The sequence below is a fragment of the Rossellomorea sp. KS-H15a genome, assembly GCF_024195245.1.
GTDB classification, from domain to species: Bacteria; Bacillota; Bacilli; order Bacillales; family Bacillaceae_B; genus Rossellomorea; species Rossellomorea vietnamensis.
In genome coordinates this window covers 2,197,089-2,215,715 of sequence record NZ_CP096886.1, presented here as the reverse complement: position 1 = coordinate 2,215,715, position 18,627 = coordinate 2,197,089, and the positions used below count along the sequence as shown (strand labels likewise).

General features: G+C 44.3%; 15 protein-coding genes. 2 read left to right on the top strand and 13 right to left on the bottom strand.

The annotated features are described in order from the left end of the window. Positions 1-198: 198 nt before the first annotated feature. Together M1J35_RS11360 and M1J35_RS11355 are read right to left on the bottom strand one after the other, a co-directional pair. Complete coding sequence (locus M1J35_RS11360; RefSeq protein WP_254651277.1) at positions 199-654, bottom strand: TlpA family protein disulfide reductase; 456 nt, start codon at positions 652-654, stop codon at positions 199-201. A gap of 79 nt (positions 655-733) precedes the next feature. Further along, positions 734-1,276: a peroxiredoxin gene (locus tag M1J35_RS11355; protein WP_034756074.1), complete on the bottom strand. Its 543-nt coding sequence runs from the start codon at positions 1,274-1,276 to the stop codon at positions 734-736. Between the two features lie 354 nt (positions 1,277-1,630). Here M1J35_RS11355 and M1J35_RS11350 point away from each other — a divergent pair, with 354 nt between their 5' ends. Then, positions 1,631-2,497, top strand: a complete 867-nt coding sequence (locus M1J35_RS11350; RefSeq protein ID WP_254651276.1) for a mechanosensitive ion channel family protein — start codon at positions 1,631-1,633, stop codon at positions 2,495-2,497. 36 nt (positions 2,498-2,533) lie between these two features. Here M1J35_RS11350 and M1J35_RS11345 read toward each other — a convergent pair whose 3' ends face one another. From M1J35_RS11345 to M1J35_RS11295, 11 genes are all read right to left on the bottom strand, one after another. Next, positions 2,534-5,308 (bottom strand): vWA domain-containing protein, encoded by a 2,775-nt coding sequence (locus tag M1J35_RS11345; protein WP_254651275.1) that lies wholly within the window; start codon positions 5,306-5,308, stop codon positions 2,534-2,536. Continuing rightward, positions 5,292-6,992: a vWA domain-containing protein gene (locus tag M1J35_RS11340; protein ID WP_254653739.1), complete on the bottom strand. Its 1,701-nt coding sequence runs from the start codon at positions 6,990-6,992 to the stop codon at positions 5,292-5,294. Before M1J35_RS11340 ends, M1J35_RS11345 begins: the two co-directional genes overlap by 17 nt. 69 nt (positions 6,993-7,061) lie before the next feature. Beyond that, positions 7,062-7,925 carry a DUF58 domain-containing protein gene (locus tag M1J35_RS11335; RefSeq protein WP_254651274.1) on the bottom strand — a complete coding sequence of 288 codons (864 nt, stop codon included), beginning with the start codon at positions 7,923-7,925 and terminating at the stop codon, positions 7,062-7,064. Next, on the bottom strand, positions 7,922-8,923 hold the full coding sequence (locus M1J35_RS11330; protein WP_254651273.1) for an AAA family ATPase: 1,002 nt from the start codon (positions 8,921-8,923) through the stop codon (positions 7,922-7,924). The genes M1J35_RS11335 and M1J35_RS11330 overlap by 4 nt, the downstream gene beginning before the upstream one ends. A 5-nt stretch (positions 8,924-8,928) precedes the next feature. After that, entirely contained in the window at positions 8,929-10,416 is a 1,488-nt protein-coding gene (locus M1J35_RS11325; RefSeq protein WP_254651272.1) for a hypothetical protein, read from the bottom strand. 4 nt (positions 10,417-10,420) lie between these two features. Beyond that, positions 10,421-11,272, bottom strand: a complete 852-nt coding sequence (locus M1J35_RS11320) for an ABC transporter permease (protein WP_254653659.1) — start codon at positions 11,270-11,272, stop codon at positions 10,421-10,423. Next, a complete protein-coding gene (locus tag M1J35_RS11315; protein ID WP_254653658.1) occupies positions 11,269-12,204 on the bottom strand; it encodes an ABC transporter ATP-binding protein in 936 nt (311 codons plus the stop codon). The genes M1J35_RS11320 and M1J35_RS11315 overlap by 4 nt, the downstream gene beginning before the upstream one ends. Then, positions 12,201-14,552, bottom strand: a complete 2,352-nt coding sequence (locus tag M1J35_RS11310; RefSeq protein ID WP_254653657.1) for a DUF7408 domain-containing protein — start codon at positions 14,550-14,552, stop codon at positions 12,201-12,203. Before M1J35_RS11310 ends, M1J35_RS11315 begins: the two co-directional genes overlap by 4 nt. Before the next feature lie 282 nt (positions 14,553-14,834). Further along, on the bottom strand, positions 14,835-15,953 hold the full coding sequence (locus M1J35_RS11305; RefSeq protein WP_254653656.1) for an N-acetyldiaminopimelate deacetylase: 1,119 nt from the start codon (positions 15,951-15,953) through the stop codon (positions 14,835-14,837). 114 nt (positions 15,954-16,067) lie between these two features. Further along, positions 16,068-16,775 (bottom strand): 2,3,4,5-tetrahydropyridine-2,6-dicarboxylate N-acetyltransferase, encoded by a 708-nt coding sequence (dapD, locus tag M1J35_RS11300; RefSeq protein WP_034756098.1) that lies wholly within the window; start codon positions 16,773-16,775, stop codon positions 16,068-16,070. A gap of 95 nt (positions 16,776-16,870) precedes the next feature. After that, positions 16,871-17,749, bottom strand: coding sequence for a transcriptional regulator CcpC (locus M1J35_RS11295; protein WP_034756101.1), 879 nt, complete (start codon positions 17,747-17,749; stop codon positions 16,871-16,873). A 110-nt stretch (positions 17,750-17,859) separates the two neighbouring features. On the opposite strand from M1J35_RS11295, the gene M1J35_RS11290 reads away from it, so the two are divergent. Continuing rightward, on the top strand, positions 17,860-18,585 hold the full coding sequence (locus tag M1J35_RS11290) for a sulfite exporter TauE/SafE family protein (RefSeq protein WP_254653655.1): 726 nt from the start codon (positions 17,860-17,862) through the stop codon (positions 18,583-18,585). Positions 18,586-18,627 lie beyond the last annotated feature (42 nt).

The window sequence follows — 18,627 nt, the reverse complement described above, 5'->3', positions numbered from 1 at the left end:
CTCCCCTCCGTGTTCCATTAAAAAACAACGTACTACTAAATATATCGGCTTTCGAAATAATTATCTACCCTTTTTTTAGAATTTTTTCCTTTTTGTGAATTCTCCTTCAAATCTTACTATTCATCTATATTGTAAAAATGAAACCACAAAAAAAGATCGGTCTTTTGACCGATCTCTTCTCCATATTACGTTTGATCCCTACTCGCTTTTATTCATTTCATCCAGGACACGGTTCACACGCTTTTCAAGCATCTTCATGCCGCTTCCTCCTGCCTGGAAGTGACGGAGATTCCCGTCTTTATCAAATACATAATAAGCAGGGACGTATTGATTTTCAAATGCATCTGTCAATTTATGCTCACTGTCCACAAAAATCGGGTGAGTGATATCGTGCTCCGCAGCCACCTTTTTGATTTCGTCCAGATTTAAATCCTCCTCTGAACGGGGCATATGAACAGCCATTACGTTCAGTTTATCACTGTATCGGTCACGGAATTCATTGACTTGGGGCATGGCTTCTTTACAGAGGTGACAAGAAATCGACCAGAAGTGGATCAGGGTCGGTTTATCTCCAACAAGATCATTCTTTGTCACTTCTCCGTTCAACCATTCAGTAGCGCCGGAGAGTGCCGGCATAGGTTCACGCAGTTTCATTCCAATTGCCTCCTTTAATTTCTGTTTATGAGTAAAAAAAAAGACCTAACAAACGGTTAGGCCATTATTCATTTGACAATTATAAAGTTTTTTGACCTGGCTTCCAGTTCGCAGGGCAAAGTCCGCCGGTTTGAAGCGCTTGAAGTACACGTAATGTTTCTTCCACGTCACGGCCGATATTGTTGTGGAATACAGCCTGGTACTGAAGTTCTCCCTCAGGGTTGATGATGTATAGGCCACGAAGAGCCACACCTTCTTCTTCAATCAGAACACCATATTCACGGGATACAAAATGGTTTGTATCTGCCGCAAGTGGATATTTCAGTTCACCGATTCCATTTGCATTGCGATCGGTGTTGATCCATGCTAAATGTGTATGGATAGTGTCTGTAGAGACACCAATGATTTCTGCATCTAAGTCTTCAAACTCATCGTAACGGTCTGACATTGCTGTGATTTCCGTCGGACATACAAATGTGAAGTCCATTGGATAGAAGAACAATACTGTCCACTTATCGTTTTTCATATTTTCCTCTAAAGAAACTTTACCGAATTCTTTGTTTGGCATTACAGCGTCCATTTCAAAACGTGGAGCCTGTTTACCAACCATGCGTTCTGCCATGAATAAATCCCTCCAATGAGTGTTTGATGAAATAATGTCTGTGAAAGAATGGCTTTATAAGCCTGTCCATTTCAACTCACAAATATCATTATATAGGATTGGATTTTTTTAGTCAATTATAATTAATTCAATATTATAATAATTATAATTTGTTTCCATCATCCCTTAGTTGTTTTGCCCAAAACAAATGTCATTTAGTCTCTACTTGCATGAAAGATCTGCCAGGATTAAGTTTATTCATTATCCACCTGGGAATAAACCAGTATGCTTTTTAGGGGGATCTCCTTTGACATAACCTATGGGGTATTGTGTATACTAGTATGGTCATTATTTAATAGGAAAGGATGTTTTGGTTTGGATTACATAATTGGTTTAAACGCTTTAAGTGATCGACTATCCAATTTTAATTGGGGCGGTCTATTAGTGACGATCGGAATAGGGGCACTGCAAATTTTAGCGATTTGGATCGCTTTTATCATTGTAAAAGGTGCGGCGAACAAAGTGATTGAAAGGATCTTTGAAAAATATCGAAAGAGAAATGATGTATCAGTTGGTCGTGCTCAGACATTACAAAGTCTTTCAAAAAATATTGTCGGCTATATCCTGATATTCGTTTTCTTCGTAACGATCATGCAAATCTTCGGTATCCAGGTGACCGCGATTCTTGCAGGAGCCGGTATTGTCGGACTTGCCGTCGGTTTCGGGGCCCAGGGGTTAGTAAGTGACGTGGTCACCGGCTTTTTCATTCTTCTTGAGAAGCAGGTTGACGTTGGCGATTATGTGACAACGGGCAGCTTCTCAGGAATTGTGGAAGAGGTCGGTTTAAGGACGACTCATATCCGCGGCTTTGATGGGACCCTTCACTATGTGCCGAACAGGGAAATCACGAGTGTCAGCAATCATTCACGTGGAAACATGAGGGCCCTTGTCGATATCGGTATTTCTTATGATGATGACATCGATAAGGCAATGGTCGTACTTCAGCAAGTATGCGATACCATTGCACAGGAAGATGATAACATAGTCGATGGCCCGAATGTGCTAGGTGTTCAGACACTGGGTGCTTCTGATGTCGTACTCAGGGTATTATGCAAAACAAAGAACATGGAGCAATGGGGTGTGGAACGAAAGCTTCGTAAAGCATTGAAGGAAGCCCTCGATCAGAATGGGATCGAAATTCCTTATCCTCACCAGGTTTATATCGAGAAAAAAGAAGACTGATGTAACGGAAAAGAGAAGGCGCTGCCTTCTCTTTCTTTATTTCTCCCTTCTCTTTTTTGCCTCAAGAAGACGTTTCAGTCGCGCGTCATCACCATTTACTTCAGGTTCCGCTGTTTTCTTTTCCCGTTTCACCTTTTTGACGGATTCCCTATCTTCTTTGGTCACTTCCAAGGTTGGCTGACGGTCAGTTCTCTTCCGCTCATCATTCCAGCGCTCCTTGTTGACTTTTCTGCCAAGCTGTTCGATGCTTGTTTCCTCCTTCATCTCTTGCGGCGTCCTCCGTGGTTTAATCAGATCAACCACCATCATGATCGGTCCAACCCCGAATCTTCTTATAAAAATCTCACAAAAGAATAAAAGGAAGCCTGCTGTAATGAGAATGGTTTGAATGGACCGTTCTGTAAACGAGGGTTCATGCAGGTCCCTGAATGCCCCTTTCACGGAAGAAGTCTTCCTTCCGCCCGTCTCCTCTACGATTGTATCAAGTGACTGGTATCCTCCCTTGAAAGAATACTCTTTCGAATAAGGGACTGAGAAACCCGTCTGAAATGTGCTTTCACCATCCTCCCCCCTTTTGGCAATATTCATATTGTACAGACCGGGCGATAAATGTTCTTCAAATACGACCTCATAATCCCCCGGTGCCTTTATCCTGGTTGTTGCGGGAATCATTTTTCCATCTTCAGACAGGACCGTCACCTCAAGTGGTGAGATGTCCCCTTCGGACGATGACAACTTTAGACGGGTATTTTCGTTTTCTTCCTTCACATCGATGGAGTAAGGATTCGAACGAAGCTCAGGAAACGAGCGTGTGACCAGTTCATTGAGAAATGCCGGCCACCCCTGCCAACGAGCAAAATCACCCGTCCATTTCCCACTCGTGTCCGACGTAAAGGCGAATGATCGACCAAGACCATATCTCCAGGTAGCCAGTACCGGATCGTTCTTTCCGCTCTCCATTTCCATGCGGGCAGTCCCTTTCAGGGAGGTCGCAATATAAGCATTCATCTGAGGAACACCGTCTTTAAATAGGGGCGACCAATCCGATGATGTAATCCTTGGATAAAATGGTTGATCTTCTATATAGGTCCTTGTCGTGATCACCGTCTCTCTAGTCAAGATGCTCGGTATCACGCTGGCATCGGTGACATCATAGAATCTTCCTTTTCCCCACTGACTCAGATCGTTCAGCAAGCCTCTGTCAGCCCCTTCTCCTATTGAAACGGTGGATAAGGTGATTTGTTTATCATGGCCGTCTTCTACAAGTGTCTGGTAACTCCCTGAGGTGGCTGATTGTCCGTCTGTCAAAAGAATAATATGCTTTCTTTTTAATGGTAGATTCTCAAGACTCGCATAAGCCTGCTGAAGGGAGCTGTAGATTTCTGTCCCGCCTCCTGGCGAAATGGAACGAATCTTTTCTTCTGCTTTTTTACGATTAGTAAGCGGCTTCGTTTTGACGATATCCCATGGCCGGTCATCGAAGGCAATGACACCCAGCGTATCTTTATCTCTTAGGAGGGAAACGGTCCTGGCTGCTGCTTCTTTTGCAAGGGCCAGCTTTTGCCCGTCCATGCTGCCGGAGCGATCCAGAACGATCACCAGCCCAAGGGAAGGTAGTTCCTTCTTCCCCTTCACATCCATATCGACGGGAAGTATTCGTTCGATCGGTGTCTTAAAGTATCCCCCAAGGGCAAAGCTGTCACTACCACCGAACATAATGAATCCTCTCCCAAACTCTTTTACATTTTTTTCCATTAGGAGCATTTTTTCTTCAGGGATGCTTGTGGCAGCTACATTATCAAACAAGATGCTTTGATATTGCAGATAGGATGTCAGCTTGCCGGGCAGTTGTTCCGGTTTATATACATCGACGGTAAACCCGGCTGAGTTTAGTAATGGTGCCAATGCACTTTCCCCGCCGGCGTTTTCCACCAGCATGACTTTTGCGGCTCCTTCTGAGCGTGCCAGGTGGTAGAGTGCATTGTTTTCCGGACTCAAATCTCCCTTAGAGAACACTTCTGCCTTATACACGAGTAATCCGGATTGATCGACTACATGCTTAAACTGAAACTCGTTGTTGCCTTCTTGCACCTGAAGGTTTTCCTTAATGATCAATTGATCATTCAAAGTAATGCGCATTTCAATCTCTTTTTTGGTCGTGCTGTATGTATTGACATTGAGAGTTGTTTCTTCTCCTTTATATTGGACAGATGGAGCAGACACATCAGTTATGGAAACATCTTCCTTCGTATCGGAGGCGATGGGCATCCAGTCAACCTCGATCTTCTTTCCTTTTAATAAAGAAATGAGATCCTCCCCTCCCCCCATCGTTTCCTTCCCGTCTGTCATGGCGATGATCCTCCCGCCACGGGGGAGGAGATTCGATGAGTATTCCAACCCTTCCTGAAGATTTGTATTTCCTTCCTTAATTTCCCCCACAAGCTCAGGATTCTCCCTCTCATCTGAAACCGTCTGTTCGATTGCCGCATTTTCACCAAATGAAACAATACCGTATCGGTCCCGTTCATGTTTGGAATGCACACCCCGGTTGATCAAATCAAGGATACGGTCTTCTTGCAGGGATACAGAAGCGGAGCGATCTGCCAAGAAGATGACCGGCTTTGCCTTTTCGGGTAAAACAAGGGACGGATTGGCAAGGGCAAAGATCAACAGGACCATGGCGCATCCTCTTAATGCCAGGATGAGCCTTCTTTCCTTCCGATTCATCCCCTGTTTCGCAAAGAGAAAGAGAACCAACCCAAGTGGAATCAGGAGCAATAGCCAGAGTACTTCTTCAAACTCGATTCCCACGCCTGTACACCTCCCACTCTATAAATAAGATCAGGATCTCCAACACCAGAAACCAGGAAGAAAGGTTATGGGGAATGGTTTTTCTCTCTTCTTCTCCCTTATCTTCTGTTGGTTCCAATGAAAATGCCTCGCCTCCCGGCTTCTTTTCTCTGTCGTCAAGTACGACGCTAAAATACTTCGTCACGTCTCCTTGTACCGCTTGATAAACCCCTGGGGTCAGAGGAGCTTTAAACCAGTCCCCCCGGTCCGATTTCTTAATAAATTCATCATCGCCCGAGTAGATATCCCAATCCCCTGTGGCAAGTGGAACAGTCCTTTCTTCTCCCGGCTGAAGATACCCGATGAATCCTCCATCTTCTGATAGATATTGATAGGCATTGTGAAGAAAGAGCGGAAATCCCGGGTGCAGTGGAAAGTCTGTGTCAGTTAGATGAAGGTTCAGGACCACCATTTTCGCCCCGTTCATTTCACCTTTCTGAATAAGCGGTACGGAACCACTCTGGGCGGCGGTATTCAATTCTTTTAACCCGATGGAACCTGCTTTTTCAACAAATACTTTTTCAAAGTCAACATGCTTTAAAAGCGGGTCATCGCCATTCACTTCCACATCAGTTGTAAGAGCAGTGGACGTGTCCGATGGCCCAGGGATGATCAGGGCGGGGTTGGCGACCGATAGCTCTTTCCATTTCTTCTTCGTTGTCACAATGATTTCATTACCTGTTTTCATCTGGTTTTCTTCAATTGTCTTCACATTTACGCCAAGTGATTGAAAACCCTTTAGCAGGAAAGGATTGATCTCCCCCAGCACAAGGACGGCAGGTTTTGATGTTGCCTGAACACTGGTAAGGATGTCGTCTCCCTTATAATCATCCTGAAAGTCGATTTTAGCCTTTAATACCAGGCTTGAAGGTAATTCATCCAGGGGAATGACGGCTTCCTTCCCTGCACCGATCTTGAGTCGATTAGATATGACTTCTTTTTTATCATCGTATATGGTGATCGTCCCTGATTGTAACTCGTCGCTTTGATTTTCAACGACGGCGACTCCCTTATAGGCCGTCCCCGATTTTTCCACTCCGAAGCTTGTAAGAGAAACATTCTTCGGATGGGGTATGAAGTTATGAACCTTGATCGGTGTATGTATTGTTTCTTCCTTATAATCGGCTTTTAATAACGAGTCAGAATAGACATGAATGACCGATGACGAGCCTTTCCCAAGTGCCTCACCCAATCGAAGAGCTTTCTTCATATCTTCATGATCATTTGTTACCGAAATATTCTCCAGTCGGTTGAATACCACTTGATCGTTTGATTCTTCTGAAACAACGGTGGAAATGGAATTCCCCACGGCCAAGATAGTGATGTCACCCTCACTTTCTTTTATCAGTGAGTGAATGTCCCTTTTAGCCAGTTCAAAGTGGGATACCCCGTCCTGTGAGGCATTCATGGTGGCAGAGGTATCCAATATAATGATGACATGATCTTTTTTCTTCAAATCCTCGGTAGTATATGGTTTGACAAGGGCGAACATCAACAAGGATAGTATGAGCACCTGCAGGAGTAAAAGGAGATTTCTCTGTAATCGATGAAACCATGGTGATGCCTGCCATTCTTTCATGACCTCCTCCCATAATAGATTGGAAGGCACAATAAGAGCCCGGTACTGCTTTCGGAAAAAGTACATTAAAATGACGGCTGCTATGAAAATTGAAAAGAAAAAAAAGACCGGATTTCCTATTCCCATACCATCACCTCAGCGAATCCATCCATTTTCTTTGAAATCCTTAAAGAATACTGTGTTCAATGGGGTCAGACAGTTTGTCCGGTTATAGCCGAATCCCCACTTCTTGCACAATGACTCAATCATTGTGTTGTGTTCCACTAAACGCTTCTGATATTGATCCACCACATTGCGGTTCAATGTTACATTCACTTCCTGATGCTTTTCACTATCAATCAATTTCACATCACCCTCATAAGATGGCGAAAGCTCGTCCTCGTGCAACAGTTGAATGAAATAGGTCATTTCCTTTTTTATAGACAGTCTTCTAAGGGCATCCTCAATCCTAGAAATAGGTTCCATACCGTCCGAGATGATAAAGGAAATCGAGCGATTGTTCCTGACGCCTTTTATCATTTCCCCATAAAACGAGGTGACTCCGGGACTTTCAGGTGAAAGCTGTCCAATATCAAAGAGAATGCTTTTTGCGTCCCGGGGCCCTTTCTTCATGAAAGTCTTTCTGGCCCCTACACAATGCAGGGTGAGTCGGTCGTCATTTGACAGGGCGAGGAAGGAAAGTGCTCCTGCCAATTCTTTTGCTCTATTCCATTTTCTATCTTCTGTTACCATGGAGTTGGTGCAATCAAGATAAATGTGAATCTTACATTCCCTCTCATCCAAATACCTCTTAATATAGACTTTTTCGGTCCTTGCATACACATTCCAATCGATTTGCCTGACATCGTCACCAAGTTCGTAGAGTTGATAATCGGAAAATTCAAGGGAACTGCCCTGGTAGGTTGCCAGGCGGGAGCCTTTATGGTGACCCATCTTCAAGCTGGCACCGTTGATCCTGTGCCTTTTGAGCTGAGCTAAAAACTGGCTGTGAAAGTTCATAGATGATCACCCTTTTGAACAAAATCAATTAATTCCCGTATAAGGTCATCGGTATGCACATTCGTGGCTTCACCTTCGAAATTGAGGATGATCCGGTGTCTCAGAACGAGAGGGGCCACCTGTTTGATGTCTCCTGTTGACACATGGTATCTGCCATGTGTCAACGCTCGGGCCTTTGCCATTAATATGACGTTCTGCAGCCCTCTGGGTCCACTCCCATACTCGACATATTGTTTGATTCCTCCGGTTGTTTTCTCGCTGGCCGGATGCGTGGCATCAATGAGGTCGATGGCGAAATCAATCATTTCATCTGTTACGACAATTTCTTTCACAAGGGCCTGAATCGTCAGGAGCTCCCGTTGACTTAGCTTTTTCTCAAGAAAGACTTTCTCGGTTCCCGTTGTTCTCTTGATGATTTGTTTCAATTCTTGTTTAGAAGGATAGGAAACGAGTACTTTACTCATAAAACGGTCGACCTGTGCTTCGGGTAGAGGGTACGTCCCTTCAAGGTCGATGGGATTCTGAGTTGCCAGGACAAAAAAGGGCTTCTCTAACGTCATCGTTTCCCCGACCACGGTCACCGTATGCTCGGCCATGGCCTCGAGTAAGGCACTTTGGGTTTTGGGCGTTGAACGATTAATCTCATCGGCCAATACCAGGTGATGGAACAATGGACCTTCATGAAAGGTAAAAGGATGGTCATCATCACGGGCTTGTTTCATGACCATGGTGCCAGTTATATCCGTAGGCATCAGGTCGGGGGTGAATTGTATGCGGGAGAAACTGAGATCCATCACATCGGAAAGAGACCTTACGAGCATGGTTTTCCCTACCCCCGGCAGTCCTTCAAGGAGAGTATGTCCTCCCGCCAGGATGGTCCAAAGCACCGCTTCTACAATATCCCCTTGTCCTACAATGAATCTCTGAACCTCTGCTTTTACTTCCTCTATCTTCTTTGATGCTTCCTTAAACTGTTGCTCCTTTTCTTCTATGTTCATCCTTTTCACTCTCCTGGATCAATCTCACTAAAATACGATTCGATGATATGCTCTAGATCTTTAGGGATGGTGGCTCGATCTGTTCCGCTCCGATACGAGGAATAGTACTGTTGATACACTTCTTCATATGGCCTCAGAGACCCTTTTTGAACCGGCCCATTGGCCTGGAACTGATCTCCCTTCTTCCCATCACCCAATTTTCCCGCATCAAGTTCTATACGACTTTCCCCGCCTGTTTTTTCAGGAACGGAGAGCCATTCCCTGTCCCCTTGTCCAAAGCCTGCCCCGGTCCCGTTTCCTTTGCCGCTGCTGCCTTTCCCGGTACCTGAACCCGTTCCTGCTCCTTGGCCATTTTGTCCGGAAGAGCTTGTAGCCCCGCTCCCTTTAGTAGAAGAAGCATTCTGTTTATTTGCTTCAGAACGGCTGTTGGGTTGTGTGGATGAAGCCGCCTCTCCCTTCTGTTTGGATGGCGTTTTTTGAGCTGCCTGTCCTTGATCAGTTGTCCTGCTCTTCCCGATTGCTTTACCTAAAAGGTCGGCTTCCTTCTGCATCTCTTCCTGAAGGTTGGCTATTTCATTTAGTTGGTTGGACCCCTCCGATTCCTTCAATACATTCGCCAATTCTTCTAAGGAGGCAATCCCCTGCTTTTCCATCACCTCAAGCAACTGACTTTTCTGTTCCTCTGATAGTTGATTAACCTTTTGCTGAAGTTTATCACTGTCAGTCTCTTGAATGGCTTCTTTTATATCGGGGAAATCCAATCCATTCAACTCTTTCTTCACTTCCTGCAGCTTAGCCTTCTGTTTTTCCATCGTTTTCTTTTGAAGGGACAGTTCTTTGACTTTTTTGTTTATTTCTTCATAACGTTCTGTCGCTGCCTTCTTTTCTTTAAGCTGTTCGTTTTCTTTTAACAGCCTTTCTTTGATAGAGGCATTCTCTTTCTTATTTGCCTGTTTGGTTATTCTGCTGTTTGATTGGGCAATGATCTCCTTTTCCTTCTCCAATCGTTTCGCTTCTTGAAAAGTGGCATCCCGTTGAGTGAAAATCAGCAGGGATAAGAAAACAAGGAGCATGGTAGAAATCATCAACCTTGGCTGGATGCTTCTGCGGTACATGTTCATATCTGGAGGGGTTTCTCTCATCTTGACCAGTGCGTCCCGGATGATCAGCGGGGATAATACATGACCATTGTGAAGACTGCTATAAGCGGCTGTGACCCAATCATCCTCAACGAATCGATCATAAAACAGGGCACTTTCCTTCAAGGTTACCCTTCTGGGAAAAGATATCACCACTCCGGATACGACAATGAAAAGAATCCCGATCCAAAGCATTTTATCCCAATAGGGGATGATGATGACTGATGCCAAAGTGATCAAGCACAGGGCAAATGCCCCTGCGAAAACAAGCAGGAGCTGGAAGACATACCAAATTTGCCTGATCAAGAGCTTTTTTCTTAATTGGTTCAGTAATTGAAGAAAATTCGCGTCCATATTCTCACCCTTTATTTGTGCTTTTCACCTTCATGCTCGGTCTCAGCTTCATAATGCTTAAAGACAGGGAAATCACGGCAAGTATTGAATAGATCATCAGGAATGAGATCCAGAGCGGGAACGTGATCCCACTGCGTGAATAAATTTCATCAATCGCCATCGGTTCAAAATGCCCCATGATGACAATCGCAGGATTGAACATGGCGATGAGATACGGAACCGGAGTGGTCTGATTCTGATAAGGTCCGTTACCGATTGCCATGGAAAGCATGAAGAGAAACAACGTCCCCCCGACCAGAAATAGAACCGTCGCATAGGTCGTTACCATGGACACAATCGTTTTCCTTATGACCGTTGAATAAAACACGCCGATCGAACCAAATGTAAAGACGAGAAACAAACTGTATCCAAACACAGTGAGTAAATCGGAAGGAGATACGCCTCCGAATAAGAAAACAAAGCTGTATAAGGGCAAGCTTGATATCACAAGTAATAACAAATAAGAAACGGATGAAACGAGCTTGCTCAGGATGATGCTCATGGAGCTTTGTTCTGTCGTCAGCAGCATGCTTAACGTCTGTTTCTCTCTTTCACCGCTGATCACGCCTCCCGTTAAACCCGGGGTGATGAATAGTACGAGAGCAAGCTGCAAGAATGAGAGAATCATAAACATTACCCTGCTCTCTTCCGGGCGAAAATAGCCCGTATTTGAAAACCTGGTTTGCATATAAATGAAGCCGATCACCACGATCCCTACGGCAAGCAAGTAGCATAACATTCCGATGAACGCTTTAAATGAACGGAATCGAAGCTTGAATTCTTTATTCAGCATGGGATTGATGAGTAATTGTTTCATGAAAGGGTCACTCCTTTCGTGATTTCCATAAAGACATCCTCGAGGTTCGTCTCTGTTTCTCTGAAACTCAAGATGGGAATGTCATTTAGAATGGCTTTTTTGAGTAATTCTGTTTGTCCGGTCTCATCCCCTTTATAGAGAAATTGAAGAGTTCTGTTCTCTTCATTCACTTCGATCTTCGACACAAACGGATCATCTTCAAAAAATGCAACGGCACTTTCTACTAATCCCCTCACCTTCACTACGATCAACTTATCTGCCTGAAGTTGAAATTGGATATCCGCAACAGAACCGTGGGCCACAAGCCTTCCATTATCGATGACCCCGATTTCGTCACACATTTCTGCGAGCTCAGGAAGGATATGGGACGAGATCAAGATCGTTTTACCCATTTTCTTCAATTCCTTCAATATTTCCCTCATCTCGATTCTTGCCCTCGGATCCAGTCCCGAAGCCGGTTCATCGAGTATGAGAACCTCCGGATCATGGATGAGGCACCTGGCTAAACACAGTCGCTGCTTCATCCCCCTCGACAACAGGTCCACATAGGAATCTTTCTTATGTGTAAGATTCACCAATTCCAACAGCTGAGGGATGAGCTTTTTTCTCTGATCAGCCGGGATTTTATAGCTTGCACCATAGAAATCAAGATACTCTTCCGCTTTCAATTGATCATACACACCGAAGAAGTCGGGCATATATCCAATTTGTCTCCGGACCAATTTAGGCTCTTTACTAATATTGAATCCATTCACTGTGGCCGTTCCGGTCGTAGGAGCCAAAAGAGTGGCCAGTATGGAAAATGTCGTGGACTTGCCTGCTCCGTTCTGACCGACAAACCCAAATACGGTCCCTTTATCAATGGATAAATTCAGGTCGTCCAGGGCCAGAAATGACCCATAACGTTTCGATAAGTTGTGGATTTCGATCATGGTTGTACCTCCCCTTTCAATACAATGGCAGGAAGACGAACGAAAGGATCCCCTTGAGAGCGCTTTTCAAACTCAAAAACGATTTCCCCATTGCCATTCAAATAGTTGTTCATATTCTCATTCACTTCTATCGCTCCTGCAGATGTCTCTTCAAGAGGAAACTTTTCGCCGGTATAGGGCTCTACAAGTGAGAACTTTAGGACCCCTCCCGTATGAAGCGTCATATTTAAAGAATGAAGAGAGATCTTTGATAAATCGATTTGTTTAGGAAGTTGAATGGTCATTTCATACGTTCCATCTTCAAGCCCCATTTCATCTGCACCATTATGGGAATAATGCTCGATGATTTGCCCATCTACAGGCTTGACATCTGGGTCAAGCTGTTCACTCCGAAGAGTAAAGGCTCCCTTATAAGTGCCTAAAGAAGGAAAATGCTGATAAAGCAACGAGAAATTATCCGATTTTGATTTTTTATTTTTAATGCTCATATCGAATATCTCAGCTTCCGTATATCCAAAAATGACGGGTGAATTCGTTTCATTATCGGAAGAAATCATTTGTGATGCGAAGTTTTCCAAGCGTTCCTTCTTTTGCTGTTTCATGCTTTGTTGATTCGGGAACGGTGCCGCCATATTGGGATTACCGATCGGCGATGATAGATAGTCGGTCGAAAGCTTCTTATCGACACTAAGTGTTTCCCCTGCCTTCACTTCACCCACCCGGTAAATCCGGGATCCGGACCAAATATATACATCGGTGAAATCGTAAGGGAAATCATTTTGAATCGTACCCGAAATCGTCTTATCCTTCATATTTAATTCCGGGATGAATTTCCCCAGATCCTCTTTTTCACCGGTGCCCAAAACGGTTCTCGTCGACCAGTACTCGACATCCCTGAACGTGATCGTTCTTTGATCTTTGTTCAGTTCTTCAACGGCGAATTTATACTGATTGCCTCCACCCGGATTATTTCTCATCCTTGCCGGTGTAAGCTCCAGATGATTCCTGTCTGAAACAAAGTCGTAGTCCCCCCCTGTGTTGGAAAGGGCTGTGAAGGCTGAAATCCCATGGACACTCCCATCATCCTCCACTTTCAAGATGTTCATTTGATTCAAATGAGGCTTTGAGATTCTGTCTTTAGCTCCTGTAATAAATATTCCCGACGAGACAAGGATCGATATGGCAGGGATGATCCACCATGCCTGTTCACGTTTATCCATTTTCCTTAATAAGAAATAAAGGAGCGGCACGATAATGACCAAGTATAGTATCAGGATGATAACTAATGTGCTTACTTTAAAATTTGTCGATGGGAAGAGTTCGTTACTATCTGCCACTTCATAATAAATTCTCTCAAGAAAACTTTGGTCACCATTGTTCTGGCCCAATAAGAAATAGGGCTCTGTTTTAGAAAGCATGTTTGCAAACCACTCATCATAGTCTTCCCATTCGTTCAAAGCAGGATCACCCAATGAAAAAGACGTTTGCCACACTTCCCCAAGACCTCTTGCGCTCATTACGACTAAAGGGACCCCCCCTTGTTCGGCCACTACTTCCGCTTCTTGCTTCACTTCACCCTCAAAGACGGATAAGGAGCTGAATGAAGCCTTGATATTCTTCTTTACATTAAAGGATGACGTATCGGAAAGTGTCGTTTCTTTCTGTTGTGAAAGTGGAGCCATGTCAGCTACTGACCCAAGTGTATCTGCCAGATGAGGGGCAGCACCGATAAATAGGACCCCTCCATTATCAACCCAGCTCTTCAGAACCCCCTGTTGTTCCTGACTGAGTCCCGTTACGTTGAATTCGTCTAAGACGATATAATCAAACATGTGAAGACCGCCCTGTTCCTCAGGAAATGTATCCTTTGAAAGTGTCAACGCCTCTACCCTGTTCCCTCCCATGGTCGAGCCCTTGATCCCTTTCAATCGATCAGGATTCTCACTTAATAATCCAATGGTTGTATTATTGGTATAAATGAAATTAGGTGTTAAGCGTTTATCCCCCTTGAATGTCACTTCTTTCCCATTTTCCCATGAGCCCTCGAACAAATGGATGGTTTGAAGATTTGAATTATGTCTGATTTCATCATTGAAACCTGGAATGGAAAATGAGTATGTACGTTCGGAGTTGGCAGGAACATCAATGGATAATGCCCTCGCTCCCCCTGTTTGATAGGATGGCGCATAATCAAACAAAAGGTCTCCTTTAAAATCGGAACCTGTATTTTCTACTGTGACTTTAAGAGGAAATCCCCTGCCCTCCTTTACTTTTCCGACAATTCCTTCTTCTACTGAAATTTTTATTTGTCCTTTTGCCAGTGTTGTGTCCTCTATGAACAGGAACATCAATATTCCTAAGCACACAACGAATAATACTTTCCCCCACCTATTCACATGCATTCCCCTTCCTTTTTCTCTTTCTCTCTAAAACATAGACGAAATGTAAAAGGAAAAGTTTCTTTTTTATTTTTTCCTTAATTACCCAACTTCTACAAGTGTAATTTTACACTATTTTCACATATTCGCAAGACTGTTTTTGAAATGAATGAAAAGTATTTTCGTTTGTGCCGGTCAAAAGCAAAAAAAATCACGGAACGTATCCTGGATACGTCCCGTGATTAAGAGAGATTATTTTAATGAACCAATATAATCCGTTAGAAGAGTGATGGCAAAGTCAATGGCATCTTCGTTCGGGTTTAATTTAGAATGATGGAGGCCGTATGGGGAGTCGACACCGAGCCAGAACATAAAGCCGGGTATTTCCTCAAGCATATAACCGAAGTCTTCCCCGGTCATCGCTTCTTTGCAGATAACAAGTTCCCGGTTGGTTTCACGCAGGAAAGACATAAAGTGATTTGTCCACTTGGAATCATTAAAGACCTGCCGGTACATGCTGCCATAACTCACTTCGATTTCACAGTCATAACTGATTCTCATTCCTTCGATCAATGCTTCCAGCCGCTCTTTCACACTCTGCATCGACTGTAGTGAGAGGGTACGAATGGTCCCTTCCAATCGTGCCGTTTCTGCAATGATATTCTGGACTGTACCACTTTCCATTTTTCCGACTGTGATGACCGCACTGTCTAAAGGATCAACGTTCCTTGAGACGATCGACTGCATTTGGGTGACAAAGGAGGAAGCCGCGACAATCATATCCTTTGTATGATGCGGGTAGGCGGCATGTCCACCCTTCCCTTTAAAGTCTATGAATAGTTCAGACGTATTGGCAAACAGCAGCCCCTCTTTTACGGCAACCGTCCCCACTTCGTATTCCGGGGCAATGTGCAGGGCAAATATACAATCCGGCTTCCATTCCTTCATGATTTCACTTTGGAGCATCGGCTCTGCGCCACCCGGCCCTTCCTCTGCCGGCTGAAAAATGAAGAGAAGGTCATCTTCGATTGGGTGGTGAACAAAATAGGTGAGGATCCCCAACTCGATCGTCATGTGAAAATCATGTCCACAGGCATGCATCTTCCCTTCATGTGAAGAAGGGAATTCAAGCTCCGTTTCCTCCTGGATCGGCAGTCCGTCAATATCCCCACGGTACCCGATCATCCTCGTTGGCCTGGTACCGTGAACCTTAACAAAAAGGCCCGTTTTCCAAGTCTTGATCTCTAATCGGTCTGCAGGGAGTGTGCTCATATAATTCAGTAAGTATGCTTGCGTTTTAAACTCTTGAAACCCAAGTTCAGGAATTTGATGAAGATCTCTCCTGATTGCCTTAAAGTCTACTGTCGACATGGGTATCCTCCTTTAAGGGAAAACTAGAATGATGGATGGTGAAAACTGGAATCTACAAGAAAAGAACAGACGATGACCGTCCGTTCTTTCTTCTATGTTCTATGATCGAATGGATTACAGTTGACGTAATTCTTGTTTGATTTCTGTCTTTGATTTTGTTTTGTCATCGATATCTTTCAACTTCTTCGCAGGGGTACCGGCAACAACCGTGTATGGAGCAACATCGTCCACGACAATCGCTCCGGCTGCCACAACAGCCCCTTTACCGACCGTTACACCTTCGAGGACCACGGCATTGGCACCAATGACGACATCGTCTTCAATAACCACGGGCTTAGCAGATGGCGGTTCAATGACTCCTGCAAGCACAGCACCTGCTCCGATATGACAATTCTTACCTACCGTTGCACGTCCACCGAGTACAACATTCATATCAATCATGGTTCCTGCTCCTACTACAGAACCAATATTGATCATGGCCCCCATCATGATGACAGCATTGTCACCGATTTCGACCTGGTCGCGAATAACGGCACCCGGTTCGATACGGGCTTTTACGCCTTTAAGGTCCAGAAGAGGAATCGCAGAATTTCGGCGATCATTTTCCACTACATAGTCTTCAATTTTATCTTTATTCTCTTCAAGAATAGTAGAAAGCTCACTCCACTCTCCGAAAACAACCCCTGATGTCCCTTGAAGGAACGTTTGGGCAGAACCGAAGTTGATCCCATCCAGATCACCTTTCACATAAACCTTTACTGGAGTCGATTTAGTACTATTTTGAATAAAAGAAATAATTTCGTTTGCATCCATCATGTTCATGAAAATTCCCTCCGTAATTATGTATAAATTCAGAATTCGTTTCTTGAATTACTTTATCAGATTAAAGGGTGGAAGACAACCCATATTGTTGAATCCTATGAGTTTTCATGGATGAATCCGTTTACAACTTCGAGAAATGCTTCCACCTGTCGTAATTGGAAGGCAGACTCGTAACCAAGTAACCAAGTATCACGGTGGATGAGTGAATCGTGCTCATCGATGAGGGGGATTTTATAAATATTTTCTTCCATGCCGTCCAACGTGATGGCTGGCAGTATGGCGTAGCCGATCCCGTTTAGAGTCATCTGCTTACATGTTTCAATTTGGTCCACCACGATCGTCCGCTTCGGTGTGGTCTGGAATTGACGATGCCACCAATCTTGAATTTCCTGATAATAATTCGAATCACTTTTAAACTGGATAAAGGGACGATCCGTTTTCATGACTTCATCGATGGACTGGATCTCTCTATCGACCAAGTACAGTGTATCCTGAAATAAATGGTGTTTCGGCCCTTTCCAGTCCGGAGTGCCCCGGATGATCCCGATATGCACTTCGTCTTCATAGATGGCTTTAAGAATTTCACTGCTCCATCCGGTCATCAAAGAAATCTTGGCATGTGGATAGGTCTCCACAAAACGCTTAAGAACCTTCGGAAGCCAATTTTGCCCTACAATCGAGGCACAGGCGATTTTCAACGTTCCGTGCACTTCAGACTCAAGGGCCTGAATCCGTTCCCTCACACTCTCTTCCTTCTGCAGCATCTCATCTGCAAGATTCACGACAAGTTCTCCGGCCGGTGTCAGTGAAAGGCCTTTTTGGGATCGGATAAATAATTTCGTCCCCCATTCCTTTTCAATCGTCTGCAGTCTCTGGGACAATGCAGGCTGAGATACAAATAACCGTTCAGCAGCTTTCCTCATATTCATTTCCTGGGCAAGTACATGGAGCAGCTGATATTCCGAAAATGCCATTGTGTTCACCTACATAAGTTTTTCTTATATTATATCTTAACTTTTATAAAATTTCATTATTAGCTGAAGTCGAATACACTGAGAGTAGATAGAAAAGAGGTGTGGTACGAATGGAAGTGATATTGTTTTTCACTGGTTTGATTGTCGCTCTTATCGGAACGCTTGCCGGAAGCGGCGGTCTGATCGGTATGCCCGTCATGCTCCTTTTGGGGTTACCGATTCATACCGCGATTGCAACGGCTAAATTTTCGAATATCATCAGTTCATTTTCGAGTTTCATTTACCTGGTGCGGGACCGGAAAATCACATGGAAGGAATCTTTACCCATCCTTCCCATCGCACTCGCCGGCGGGCTGTCGGGGGCCTTTCTGTCGGATGAAATATCCCCTTCCCTCCTTGAATGGATGGCTTTCTTCTTCCTTCTCTTTGCCCTGGCATTAAGCCTGCTGAAGGGATTCCAGCCAAAGGAAAGGACAAAGAAACAGTACAGGGTCTACGGGCTTCTGTATGTTATCAGTACGTACGACGGATTGTTCGGACCGGGGCAGGCAACGATGCTTATGTTCACACATTTATTTCATGGTCTGTCTTATATAAAATCAGTGGCCCTTACCCGTTTTCAAACCTTTGTCAGTTGTTTAGGGGCATTCACAGTCTATTTTCAAAATGGTCACGTCGAATGGGGTGCAGCCGTTCCGTTTGCCTTTGGGGCCCTCATAGGTGCTCAGTTGGCAGTAAGACTGGCATCAAGGCTTTCTATAAAACATCTCAATATACTATTAAACATTTTGACATTCATTCTGATTGTGCAGCTTGGCAAGAATCTGTTCTTTTAAGAAGGTCCATGGAAGTGCTAAAAAAGTGAAGCGATCCGAAAC